An 11,900-nucleotide genomic window follows, 5' to 3' on the forward strand; every position below is an offset into this window, starting at 1 on the left:
GTGAGGGCAGCGCAGAGCGCGTCTGCTCTGCCCCCAAAGTCAGACGTCGACTTGTTCTGCTATCGCGAGGGCGTCATCGACCTCGATGCCGAGATATCGAACGGTGCTCTCGATCTTGGTATGTCCCAGAAGGAGCTGTACGGCTCGCGGGTTGCCGGTTCGGCGATAGATCAAGGTCGCCTTCGTCCGGCGAAGGGAATGCGTCCCGAACAGATGCGGGTCCAATCCGATGCCGGCGAGCCAGCCGGATAGGAGACGGGCATACTGGCGGGTCGTCATATGTCTACTCATCCGCCGACCGGTGAACAGGTATTGACGTCTTGCCTGTATCCCGAAGGTAATCGTCGATTGCTTGCCGGGTCGATTCCGTCAGTTCAAATTTGACTGGCCGGCCGGTCTTCTTCTGTCGGACGGTCGCGCGGTCGGCCGAATATCCACCCGGCGCAAGGTCATCAACTTTCAAGGCTACGACGTCGCAACCGCGAAGCTTGCTATCGATGGCGACGTTGAACAGTGCCAAGTCGCGCATTCGGCCTTCGACCTGCAGCTTGGCTCGAATTGACCAGACGTGCTTCGGACGGAGCGGCGGCTTTGCGCCGACGATCTTCCCCTTGTTCCAAGGAACGTGCTTCGAGACGGCGGGGACGGTGTTTGGAATAACGGTCATCTTGACCTCCTCAGCTAGTGAGGCTGGTCATTTTCAGCCGGAAGCCCTTCCAATCCGGCGTCCGGTTCTAGATGATTGGAGACGTACTTGTGTCCAATTCGAGCGTCAGAAGAGCCGAGTTTGACCCGATGCGGTCACTGCCGGCCCTGCGCTGATACGGAATCATGCCGTGTGATGTATTCCACCAGACGAGCAGACTCGTCCTGGACCGCCAATACGGTGCCGGACTTGCGCGTGACAGCCAAATCCATGCCAGCGAAGTAGATCCCGGGTTGCTTTGTGATCCCGCCCTCGTGGAGCGGTTGTCGCCGCGCATCCAGCACGTCAGGCAGGCGGATCCAAGTAAAGTCACCCTGAAAGCCGGTACACCAGATGACCGTGGTGATACCTCGTTCCGCGAGATCAAGGGAACGGATTGTTGGTCTCGGCAGTCTCAAGGCGGCATTTTCCGCTGGGTCAGGTTCTGCTGGAGGGGCGTTGCTTCCAGTGCGCGCGATGTAGTCATCGATCTGTCGCTGCATTTTGGTGGACATCTCATCGGCGAAGCGGATGTTGTCTTCTACATCATCGGCAATCGAAAGCCTGCCGTCACTCTCGATCCCATCTATCCGTCCGAGCAATACGACGCCCTGCGCGCTCAGTGACTGCAGGCTGATGGTGTGCTGCGCTCCAAATAGCGGCCGTGGCGCAATCCGGCCCGATGGCTGCACAAAATCCTTTCGCGGCACGTCGAACATTCCACTCTGAACCAGCCAGATCATGATGTCCCGTCCGCGGTAGCGTCGCCGGGCTCGTCCGACCTGACTGGTTGCGAGAAAGACTTGTCTGCCCGCGCGCACCAGGTCTTCGGCGATCTGGCCACCCGACTGGCCGCTCCCCACCACCAATACCGCTCCAGGAGGGATCGCACTCGCATTGCGGTAATCAGACGTATCGATCTGGGTGAGATTACGCGGTAAATCTACAGTCCAGGTTGGACGCACCGGACGGTTCAGATTGCCACTTGCGATCACGACGTTTCGCGCCTCCAGTGTGCCGCGTTCGGTGACAAGTCTATAAATGCCGGCGACTGGTCCCGGAGCAAGTTCAGTCACCTCACTGTCGCCTTCGACCGGCAGCCGGTTACGTTCAGCGAAATCGTCAAGTAGTGCGACAAACTCGTCGCGCGTCAGGGCGCCCTCCGGATCAGGACCATCATATCGGTCGCCCGGCATCACGGTCTGTATGTTGGGCAGGTTCATGCGGAAGGAATCCCAGCGCTGAGTACGCCATGTCTCGCCAATCCGACCCCGCTCCAAGACGCGATGACGCAAGCCGGCCCGGGATAGGTAGTAACTGACGCCCAGACCTGCCCAGCCGGCGCCGACCACTATTACATCGAGAGCATCGCTTCCACTCGCCATCCGGGCTTCCTCCTGAACGACTTGGCCAGACAAGGTCTCCAGAAGAATACGAGAAATCTATCGGGACAACATCCAACCCGGAAAATTAGCTAAGCTGGTGCCAATGCCTCAGCCAAAACCAGCCTGAGAGGCGATCGGTTCGCACTGTATTTTGAGCCTCGGCCGTGAGACGGACTTCAGTTCAGGACGCCCCGCGGTCTACTTCCAAAGGGGAGCCTACTGGGACGTGGGATTTTGACCCGCCGTCAGATCAGAAAACCACCATCTACGGGCAGAATGTGGCCCGTGACAAACGAGGCAGCAGGAGAACACAGCCAAACCACAGCGTTGACAACTTCGTCGGGTTCGCCGACGCGCCCCAACGGGTGCATCGCCGTCACGCGCGCTGTGATAGCTTCGTCGTGAAAGAAGCCCCGCTCCGCCATCGGAGTGCGAATAACTGCCGGCGCCACCGCGTTTATCCGCACGCCTTTGCCGGCATATTCTAGCGCAGCAGCTTTGGTCATGCCGACGACCCCGTGCTTACTGGCATGATATGCGATACCAATGCGCCCGCCTTTGAGTCCAGCCACCGAGGACATATTCACGATGGCGCCCTTGCGCCGCACAATCTCAGGAAGCTCGGACTTCATGCTCAGGAACACGCCCTTGAGATTGATGTCGATCACCTGATCCCAGGTTGCCTCGCTATATTGCTCGACGGGCACAAAAGCGGTCCCCTCGATGCCGGCGTTGTTGAAGGCGAAGTCGAGCCCCCCAAAACGTTCCACGGTGCGCGCCATAAGCGCTTGCACCTCTTCAGCTTGCGAAACATCGGTCCGTACGAAAATGGACTCGCCGCCGGTAGCTTGGATCAGCCGCACCGTCTCCTGACCTTCGTCGGTACGCCGGCTGGCGACGACCACCTTGGCGCCCCGCGCGGCAAAGGCCAGTGATGCTGCCCTTCCTATACCCGAACTGCCACCAGTAACCAGCGCAACTTGCCCTTGGAATATTGGATGATCTGCCACAATGATTCCTTTGCGGTTGGAAACCGCCCGACGGCGGGCTTATCAAGGTCCTGGCTCGGTAGGTTGGATCTTAGAAATGTCATGCGAGTTTGCCACCCACGCAATTGACCTATGTCAAACGGTTCCACCCCTCGCGTGCCAGATCGACGCTCGTGACCCATTCCGGGAGTTGGGCCTAGCTGTCGTGCCCCAATTCTGGTCGCTCGCCTGATCATACCGCCGGCTTACATTTCCTCACCGTCGGTCTTTCACCCAAACGGACATCGCGTCGTGGTAGCCAAGCCTGACGATTTGGTTGGTCACGGAAACACTCGCATCTTCAGCGAGGCGCGACGTGGGGCTGATCCGATATGGCTTGCTGGACTAACGGGCCGGTTCCGACGTTGGCTTACTAATGTCGCAAACTTTCGGGAGCTAGTTCGGCGATAAGCCGCGACAAGTTTGCTTCAGCTTTTGGACGAGCTTCGCGCAGGCGCTTGCGAATCCGGTCTGCATCTGGGTCATGCGCGGCTGCATCTGCCTGTCCAATACCCGCGCCCGTCAGCCGGTGCTCCGCCACCCATCGATGCAAAGTCTTGTCCACCGACCATCGGCGCCCGGCTTGCAACTCCTCAAGTGCACGTCGAACTAAGTCTTCCGGTACGTTCGGCGATTGCATCGGCTTGCAAAGTTCATTCTTTATCGTCTCATCGTCGTAGGCGGCTTCAATATGACCGATGACCGCTGCGCTCAAGCAGAAAGCGCCGGAGCGCAACATTTGAATCGTGATCCGGTCACCGTCGAACACACGTACAGAAGGTCGAGTGTCAAATGCCTTTGCAGTGCAATCCACATAGAGGCTGTCTGAGCAGCCTTCGATTGTCCCATGTTCGAGGATGACTGTCTGATGTTCGATCCTCAGCACGCGCCCCTTGCGCACAACGTCTTTGATGGAGCGCAGGGCTTCTACCTCAAGGCACGAAAGAGTCGCACCACGATACATGGTCGGTGTCACCGTTGTATCGATGCGCAAGATCTCGCCGGTTCGTTCCAGCCGCTCAAACAAATCGGCTATGCATGTCGCTTCTGCTGCCGCTTCAAGTTGATTTGCTAGGCCGCCTGCCGTCTGCTTAAAAAACGCTTCGCCCGGCTGGACCCTGTCTCGGTTCCTGAGCCACGAATCGCGTGGCACGATCCAGCGTATGCTTTCCGGCGCCGCGCCCATCTGGAGCAACCATACACCGACATCCATTGCCGTCTTGCCGCCGCCCAGGATGACATAGCTTTTGAAGTCCGGCGCAAACGTCGGAAGCACATTCGGGGTAACGAGCCTTACGCCGTCACAAAGCTCGAAGGAGGGAACGTGGGTCGATGGGACTTGGGTGTTTAGGAAGGTAGCGTCAACGAGCTTTTTGCGAAACGTTACCTGCTGAATATCGCCGGAGAGTCGGGAGACAAACCGGTTATCTCCTTGATAGTCATACAACGGAAAATATTGAACGCGGCCCGAAGGCAGAAACCGTTCGTTCATTAGACGGTCGTAATAGCTGATGATCTGAGCGCCGGAGGCGAGTTCATAATAACCCCTGTTGAAACCTGCCACATCTAATCGACTGCTGCCGAGTGCACAGGAACCAACCCCGTAGTAAGCTGACGGTTGATGAAGACGGACGAAAGGATACGCGTCGTTCCAGTGGCCCCCGGGCATGTGATGACGGTCCACAATTACCATGTTCGCGTCAGTTTCCGTCAGCAGTTGGTCGGCGAAACTCATCCCTAACGCGCCGCTACCGATGATGAGGTAGTCCGTTGAAAGCATTTGTGCACCTGATATTTGCCACAGCCCGTGTTGGCCGTTAGTGCAGGATGTCCAATGCCCACAACCCCAGACATCTCAGCACAGCACCGGCATACATTTGCCCCAGCCCGCAAGCCCGCCGTAAAATGTTCATCTGGGGCGCTGCTATACTCTCTTTCTCGCGCTGGCGAGGTGCGCTTTGATCGGAAACTTCAGCTCGTTGCCGGCAACATGAGATATCAGCGCGTCACCGACCTCGTTGACCAGGGCTGTACGAGTTTCATCCGGGGCTTTGGCTACATGGCCTGCCAGCGGCGAGCCGCGCACATAGTCCTGCACGAACCGCGAAACTGACGGAAAGCAAACGCTGCCTGCAACCGACTCAATCGTTATGTCGCGGAAACCTTGTTCAGCCACCATCGCACGCAGCTGTTCGGCATTGGCGAGCTCAAAGGGAGCGCGCATGATGCCAACCGCGTCGGTGCTGACGTGCCGCGCAAGCGCCGCGGCTAAAGCGCTGAACCCGGGACTGTATTGAATGTCCTGCCACACCATAAGTCCCAGGCGGCCGCCGGCCACCAGCACGCGATGCATCTCGCGCAGCGCAGCCGACCGATCAGGAAAGAATTGAAGTCCCAACTGGCAGTACACAACATCGAAGGCCCCATCAGGGAGAGGCATATCCGTAGCGCTGGCCTCTCGCCATGTGATCGGTGCACTTGTGGACGGGTCGGAAGCCGTGAGCGACGCAGCGACCGCCAGCATACCGGGGTTCAGGTCGAGACCGGTCACGTTTCCGGTAGGGCCAACTTGCCGCGCAGCGAGCCGCGCCACCACACCGGTACCGCACGCGATATCCAACACGTGCTCACCTGGTCGCGGGTCAGCGAGCGCAACGACGAGCGGTGCCCACGGTGCGAAGACGGCCGGGACCAGAGCTTGCTGGTATGTTTCGGCGGCATTTCCAGCTACCTGCCATTGCCCTTCGTCACCCATCGCCCGATCCTTGATAGCCGCCACGCTGGCGCCTGCCGTCCTCCACATTCGTTTTCCCGTGAGGCTATCACTCTGGGAGGGGCAACGGACGCGGCCCTTTGGCGCACGTTGGTATCGCAATGGTGCTCGATCTTGCGCTCGCGCTTCATGCTTCGGGTTCGAACGACGCAACTTGCGGCGGCGCACGAGTCCGCTGGACGTTGCTCCGGGCTTTGAACGATGTCAGCTTTTGGCCCCAAGCTGAACAAAGGCACCGGCCGCCGCCATGTCGGCTATCTGCGCGAGACCGGACGATGTACGATGATCACGGTGTCGACCGCTCCTGACCCATTGCAGAAATGGCCTGACTTGGCCATCGGCCGCTGCGGTGGATTTTTCCCCCTCCCTGACGGCTCGCCAATTTGATATAAAATACCGGCCCGCGGTGAGTGGGTAACATCGCGCTTCGTCCGTGGAGTTTGGCTTCACTCGGAGGAAAGCATCATGGGACATCGCAAATCGAAGGGCGCGACGATTGACGCCGACGTGGTTGCCGGAAACGGATTGCTTGACCGACGCGTTTTCCTTGGCGGCGCCGCCATGGCGGCAGCAACCGGAGGCATTACGTTCCCGGACACGGCAGCGGGCGGTCCGTTGCCGGTTGAATCTTGGATGAAGACGCCGGGCGCGCCATTCGTCCCCTATGGGCAACCGTCTGAATACGAAAATAAGGTCGTGCGAACCTTCACGACGGTCCCGGGCACCACCGGCACCGGCGCGTCGCGAACACCTCATCATCTTCTCAATGGGATGATCACGCCGAACGGCCTGCATTTCGAACGCCACCACAGCGGAATTCCCGACATCAACCCCGACGCCCACAGATTGGTCATCCACGGCCTGGTCAAGCGCTCACTCGTCTTCACGCTCGATGAGCTCACGCGTTATCCAATGGAGTCACGGATCGCCTTCATCGAATGCGGCGGCAACGGCCAACTGCTTTATCAGAAGGAGCCCGCGCAAGTCGGAGTTCAGCAGATGCAGGGTCAAGTCTCTTGCGCCGAGTGGACGGGTGTCAAGCTGGCGGCCCTGCTGCAGGAAGCTGGCGTCGACCCGAAAGCGAAGTGGATTCTGGCGGAAGGTGCCGACGCCGCCGGCATGAGCCGCAGTCTGCCGCTCGCAGAGATCATGCAGGATGCATTGATTGCGTTGTACCAGAACGGCGAGCGCGTGCGGCCGGCGAATGGCTATCCCATGCGGCTGCTGCTCCCGGGATTCGAAGGCAACATGAACGTGAAATGGCTTCGACGCATCAAGCTGACCGAAGGCCCAACAATGACCAAGGACGAGACGTCGAAATACACGATCACGATGCCTGACGGCAAATCGCTCCAATTCGTTTTTCCGCAGGAAGGCAAGTCGGTGATCACGCGTCCGTCGCCGGGACTCACGATGAAGGAACCGGGCGTCTACGAGATTACAGGGCTCGCCTGGTCGGGCTACGGCAAGATCGCCAAGGTCGAAATCTCGGTCGATGGCGGCAAGAGTTGGGCTCCCGCAGCTCTGCAGGAGCCGGTGCTGTCGAAGGCGTTGACGCGTTTCCGCATGGCGTGGCGCTGGAACGGCGGCCCCGCTGTCCTGCAAAGCCGCGCGACCGACGACATAGGCTACGTCCAGCCGACGCGCGAGAAAATGATCGCTGATCGTGGAAGCAGGACGATCTACCACTCCAATGCGGTCACGACGTGGGGCGTGTCCGAGAAGGGAGAGGTGAAGCATGTCTACGCATAACTCTGCCCTGGCTGCCGCTTGCGCACTTGGCTTATTTTCATCTGCGGCGCTGGCCGACACCCCGAACCTCGGGAAGGTCATAACTCCCGAGGAAGTCGCCCCGTGGGACATCAGCATAAGTCCTGACGGCACCGGTCTGCCGCCCGGCAGTGGGACACCAAAGCAGGGTGAGGCCGTGTACGCGTCGAAGTGCATCGCCTGTCACGGAGAAAAGGGAGCGGGCAAACCGAACGATGCACTGGTGGGCGGGATCGGGTCGCTTGGCGGAGACAAACCTGCCATGAAGACGGTCGGAAGCTTCTGGCCCTATGCCACAACAATTTTCGATTACGTTCGGCGGGCAATGCCTTACAACGAATCGAAAACGCTGACCAATGACGAACTCTACGCAGTGGCCGCCTATATCCTGCAGCTCAACGGCCTCATCGGAGAGAACGAGACGATGAATGCCCAGACGCTGCCGAAGGTTCGTATGCCGAACCGGGATGGCTTTGTGACATTCGTCCCGGCAAAGCCGAAGTAGGTAATCGCAGTGGTTCCTTCAAGCACCTGCGGCGGTCCGCCATGAGGACGTATGCCGCCTTCGATGTCGTGGGGTTCTGCGCGCAGATCTCGCTGCCGCAGCCGAGGTGATCCGTACGCATACGACGAAGGCCGCCTGATTGACGCATGCGCGCGGGCGTGGCGAGTTGTATGATAGCGTTGGGTGAAGGTCAGGCGGCTTGCTGATCGTCGGGCTTGCTGGCTTGGCGCAGAAGCTTCCATTCCCAGGGCAGCAGTTCGTGCAGACGCGACGCGGGAAGATCGGCGATACGGGTGAGGACGTCGGCAAGCCAGGCGTTGGGATCGACGTCGTTGAGGCGACAGGTCGTGATCATCGTCAGCATGATGGCGGCACGGTCGGCACCACGCGGGCTGCCGGCGAAGGTCCAGTTGCGCCTTCCCAAGGCGATGCCTCTCAATGCGCGCTCAGCACAATTGTTGGTTAGGCAGATCCGGCCATCGTCGAGGAAGCGGGCGAAGTCGTCCCAGCGCCTGAGCATGTAGTTCATGGGCTTCAGAACCTCGGAGGAACGCGATAGGGTTTCTCGCTCGCGGAGCAGCCAGGCGTGCATGTCGTCGAGAAGCGGCTTGCTTCTCTCCTGGCGCACGGCACGCCGCCCGTCGGCACTGCTGCCGTTGATGGCGCGCTCGATCTCGAACAACACATCCAGACGCCTGACCGCCTCCAGCGCGATCGGGGAGACCGGTTTGCCTTTCTGTCCGTCCCGGGCGGTTTTCTCGATGTCGGCCAGTTCGAAGAAGCCCCGCCGCGCGTGGGCGAAGCAGAATGCCGGCGTGATCGGCAGCACCTTCCTCTGCGGGTCGAACAGAGGCTCGAAGCCGTTGTAGCAATCCGCCTGCAGGATGCCGGTGAAGGCAGCCAGATGCTTCTGGGGATGCTCGCCCCGTCGGTCACTCGAGGCGTAATAGACTGCCGCCGGCGGCGCAGGCCCACCGTAGGGCCGATCGTCGCGCACATAGGTCCAGATCCGGCCGGTCGTGCACTTGCTCTTGGCCAGGATGCGGATGGTGGTGTCATCGCCATGAAGGCGCTCGGCCGACAGCACATGGCGCTCGATCAGCTGGAAGAGCGGCATGATGGCGAAGGTCCCGTGGCCGACCTGGTCGGCCAGCGTCGACAGCGGCAGGTCGATCCTCTCGGCCTTAAAGCGCACACTCTGGCGGTTGAGCGGGATATGCATGCCGAACTTGTCGAACAAGATCGTCGCCAGCAATTGCGGACCGATGAAGCCGCGCGGCGTGGCATGGAACGGTGCCGGCGGCTGGCTGATCTTCTCGCAATCGCGGCAGGTGAACTTTTCCCGCACCGTCTCGATCAGCTTGAACCGCCGCGGGATCTCCTCCAGCGTCTCGGTCACATCCTCGCCCAGCTTCGCCAGGCGCGATCCGCCGCAGCAGGCACAGCTCGTCGGTGCCTCGATGACGACGCGCTCGCGTTCGATGTCGTCCGGCCAGGGCTTGCGTACCGGCCGCCTGCGTGTGAAGGCCTGAACTTTCTGTACCTTTGTCGCCGCGGCACGCGCGGCGAGCTCATCCTCACTCGCCGTGGTGATGAGCTCTTCGAGCTCCAATTCCAATTGCTCGATCAGCCGCGCCGTGCGCTCGGAGCGCTGCCCGTACAGTTCGCGTTTGAGCTTCTCGATCCGTAGCTCGAGATGTGCGATCAGCGCTTCGTTGTCCGACAGCTCCGCACGCGCGTTGGCGGCATCCGCGACGGCGAGATCGCGCTCAACCTGCAACGCTTCACGCTCGGCCAGCAGCGCCATGTAGGCGCTCGCGAGGTCCGAAGGAAGATCGTCCGGCTTCGAATCAGATCAAGCGGCAAGTTCAAACCCAAAACGATTATCCGACCCGCGTCGGACGCTGCGTTTCTTGCGGGGTGCGCCAATCGATCCCGGACAATAGATAGCTCAACTGCGCCGGCGAGATCGTCACCGTTTCACCGCCAACCGATGGCCAGATAAACCTTCCTCGCTCGAGTCTTTTGGTAAAAAGGCATGCTCCCTGGCCATCGTGCCAGATCACCTTCACAAGATCGCTGCGGCGGCCGCGGAAGACAAACAAATGACCGCTGAGCGGGTCTTTGTGTAGCACCTCCTGCACTTGGAGCGCCAACGATGGAAAGCCTCGGCGCATGTCCGTGTAGCCTGTCGCGAGCCACACTCGCGTGCCCGTCGGAACCGGAATCATCGGCGTACCAGAGCATCGATAACTCGACGTAGCGCGTCTCCGTCCACGTCGCCATCGACCCGGATGCGGTGCCCGCTACCAAGATCAATCTCGATGATGCCTTGGCTCTTCCGTCGACGCACCGCCGTCGTCGTCAACGGCGCTTCGGCCGCCTCCCGCGGTGGCGCAGACGCCCCAATCTCGACCGGAACAAACGGCGCTATGCTCGCTTCGCCGTGCCTGCAAAGCTCCTTGCGCCACCTGAACAGCTGGCTCACATGAAGCCCGGCCACGCGAGCCACCTCGGAAACATTGGCGCCGGGCTCGAGCGACGCTGCAACAAGCCGTTCCTTCTCATCCTGCGACCACCGGCGCCGCCGCTCGACCGATGGACGTTGCTTGGCGTCAAACGAAAGTGCGGAAAACCAGCCACCGCGTGCCTATACCGATTAGAACTGGTAGATTGCGGCTGACGTTCAGCCGGGTAGACGCCTGTCAACGCTCGAGCTCGCTATTAATTGCTCTCGGGTGCCGCGAGGGCCTGACGTTCTGAGGCGTGTTGACGGCGGCAGCGCGATATTGAGGGCTGCACCTATAATCGCGCGGGTCCGCGGGCAGAACCGTACTTTACCAGCTCATCTTCTGAGCGTCGGCCCACACTCACTCTTTCGGCCGAAGGGCGCTTTTCGTGATGCCCAGTCACAGAAGGCACGATCTGCGACGCGCTTGAGGTGCGCGCTACCTACTCGACGAGAGACTCAGCTTTGAGCAGATTGCGAAACTGTCCCTCTTCCAGACCTGCAAGATTCCGCAGCGTGTACGCAGCAATCCGCCAACGGTCATTCTGCGATCTCAGCTCACGCACTTCGTCGCGCGTTGTTTTCAAGTCGCGCTTCAAACCAACGATGACGGTATTATGATCGACCATCTTGTCTCGATTCAGCAACACTCGCGTCGTTCCTCCGACGAAACCGCATTTTCGACTCCACACGCATCAACAATTGGATCAGTCTTCAAGCACCGGGGGCTGCGGCGGCAGTTTCAAAAGCCAGCGATTTTGACCCGGAGCCGCAGCGCGAGAATGCCTGCGGCTTTCTGCTTTCGACGGATAATCATTTACGCGGTACGCAATTTCAACGGTCGTCAACTTCGTGCAGATCGCTCAACTCTGCGGCGGCTTCTCGCTCGCGGTGGGGCAAAACACGATCGGATGAGCGTTTCCGCAGATCCCGTCGAACAGCCCCGCAGAACCCGCGCCCAGACTTCTCGCCTCGACAATCGCTGGCCGTGGGGCGGCACCGCGCGCGCAAAGGCTCCTGTATCCACTCTTCGTCTAGGTCGGATTTGCTTTCGCGTGTGGAAGCGATTGCGTGAAGGCGCCGCCCGCGACCATGGCGCGGCTTTTTATCGGCGGGTGGCCAGGGTGGGCGCACCGGCAGGGCCCCGCGCCGGGTCCATCAGGCCGGCCTGCAATTCCGCGCGCCTCGCCGCCATGGCATGATCAAAAAGTTCGAGGGCCAGGGCGAAGGCGGCTAGGTCCTCTT

The 11,900-nt window shown here is 60.3% G+C and carries 9 protein-coding genes and 2 pseudogenes; 2 read left to right on the forward strand and 9 right to left on the reverse strand.

The window, feature by feature from the left end:
- Positions 1–39 precede the first annotated feature (39 nt).
- The 5 genes and pseudogenes from JQ604_RS24750 to JQ604_RS24770 all read right to left on the reverse strand — a co-directional run bounded on the left by JQ604_RS24750 (position 40) and on the right by JQ604_RS24770 (position 5,853).
- Positions 40–667: pseudogene (locus JQ604_RS24750) on the reverse strand (tyrosine-type recombinase/integrase).
- 134 nt (positions 668–801) lie between these two features.
- The gene (locus JQ604_RS24755) at positions 802–2,070 is read right to left on the reverse strand and encodes a flavin-containing monooxygenase (RefSeq protein ID WP_212363008.1); all 1,269 of its coding nucleotides are present in this window, start codon (positions 2,068–2,070) and stop codon (positions 802–804) included.
- A 245-nt stretch (positions 2,071–2,315) separates the two neighbouring features.
- Complete coding sequence (locus JQ604_RS24760) at positions 2,316–3,080, reverse strand: glucose 1-dehydrogenase (RefSeq protein WP_212363010.1); 765 nt, start codon at positions 3,078–3,080, stop codon at positions 2,316–2,318.
- A 391-nt stretch (positions 3,081–3,471) separates the two neighbouring features.
- Complete coding sequence (locus JQ604_RS24765; RefSeq protein WP_212363012.1) at positions 3,472–4,878, reverse strand: hypothetical protein; 1,407 nt, start codon at positions 4,876–4,878, stop codon at positions 3,472–3,474.
- A 144-nt stretch (positions 4,879–5,022) separates the two neighbouring features.
- Positions 5,023–5,853 carry a methyltransferase domain-containing protein gene (locus JQ604_RS24770; protein ID WP_212363014.1) on the reverse strand — a complete coding sequence of 277 codons (831 nt, stop codon included), beginning with the start codon at positions 5,851–5,853 and terminating at the stop codon, positions 5,023–5,025.
- Between the two features lie 483 nt (positions 5,854–6,336).
- Here JQ604_RS24770 and soxC point away from each other — a divergent pair, with 483 nt between their 5' ends.
- Together soxC and JQ604_RS24780 are read left to right on the forward strand one after the other, a co-directional pair.
- Positions 6,337–7,623: a sulfite dehydrogenase gene (gene soxC, locus JQ604_RS24775; RefSeq protein ID WP_212363016.1), complete on the forward strand. Its 1,287-nt coding sequence runs from the start codon at positions 6,337–6,339 to the stop codon at positions 7,621–7,623.
- Positions 7,610–8,146 carry a c-type cytochrome gene (locus tag JQ604_RS24780; protein WP_212363018.1) on the forward strand — a complete coding sequence of 179 codons (537 nt, stop codon included), beginning with the start codon at positions 7,610–7,612 and terminating at the stop codon, positions 8,144–8,146. The genes soxC and JQ604_RS24780 overlap by 14 nt, the downstream gene beginning before the upstream one ends.
- Before the next feature lie 190 nt (positions 8,147–8,336).
- On the opposite strand, the gene tnpC is transcribed toward JQ604_RS24780, so the two are convergent.
- The 4 genes and pseudogenes from tnpC to JQ604_RS24800 form a co-directional block, all read right to left on the reverse strand.
- Complete coding sequence (gene tnpC, locus JQ604_RS24785; RefSeq protein WP_212363021.1) at positions 8,337–9,953, reverse strand: IS66 family transposase; 1,617 nt, start codon at positions 9,951–9,953, stop codon at positions 8,337–8,339.
- Between the two features lie 76 nt (positions 9,954–10,029).
- The gene (gene tnpB, locus JQ604_RS24790) at positions 10,030–10,377 is read right to left on the reverse strand and encodes an IS66 family insertion sequence element accessory protein TnpB (protein ID WP_057748510.1); all 348 of its coding nucleotides are present in this window, start codon (positions 10,375–10,377) and stop codon (positions 10,030–10,032) included.
- Positions 10,374–10,727, reverse strand: a pseudogene (gene tnpA / locus JQ604_RS42195) (IS66-like element accessory protein TnpA); the annotation flags it as partial. The gene tnpB and the pseudogene tnpA, both read right to left, overlap by 4 nt.
- A gap of 371 nt (positions 10,728–11,098) precedes the next feature.
- A complete protein-coding gene (locus tag JQ604_RS24800) occupies positions 11,099–11,305 on the reverse strand; it encodes a hypothetical protein (RefSeq protein ID WP_212363023.1) in 207 nt (68 codons plus the stop codon).
- Between the last annotated feature and the right edge of the window lie 595 nt (positions 11,306–11,900).

Origin of the sequence: Bradyrhizobium jicamae, assembly GCF_018130695.1 — a bacterium.
GTDB classification, from domain to species: Bacteria; Pseudomonadota; Alphaproteobacteria; order Rhizobiales; family Xanthobacteraceae; genus Bradyrhizobium; species Bradyrhizobium jicamae_B.

Excerpts from the sequence above, each read along its gene's own strand:
- JQ604_RS24755 (WP_212363008.1), bottom strand. The coding sequence starts at position 2,070 with ATGGCGAGTGGAAGCGATGCTCTCGATGTAATAGTGGTCGGCGCCGGC.
- JQ604_RS24765 (WP_212363012.1), bottom strand. The coding sequence starts at position 4,878 with ATGCTTTCAACGGACTACCTCATCATCGGTAGCGGCGCGTTAGGGATG.
- JQ604_RS24770 (WP_212363014.1), bottom strand. The coding sequence starts at position 5,853 with ATGGGTGACGAAGGGCAATGGCAGGTAGCTGGAAATGCCGCCGAAACA.
- soxC (WP_212363016.1), top strand. The coding sequence starts at position 6,337 with ATGGGACATCGCAAATCGAAGGGCGCGACGATTGACGCCGACGTGGTT.
- JQ604_RS24780 (WP_212363018.1), top strand. The coding sequence starts at position 7,610 with ATGTCTACGCATAACTCTGCCCTGGCTGCCGCTTGCGCACTTGGCTTA.
- tnpC (WP_212363021.1), bottom strand. The coding sequence starts at position 9,953 with ATGGCGCTGCTGGCCGAGCGTGAAGCGTTGCAGGTTGAGCGCGATCTC.
- tnpB (WP_057748510.1), bottom strand. The coding sequence starts at position 10,377 with ATGATTCCGGTTCCGACGGGCACGCGAGTGTGGCTCGCGACAGGCTAC.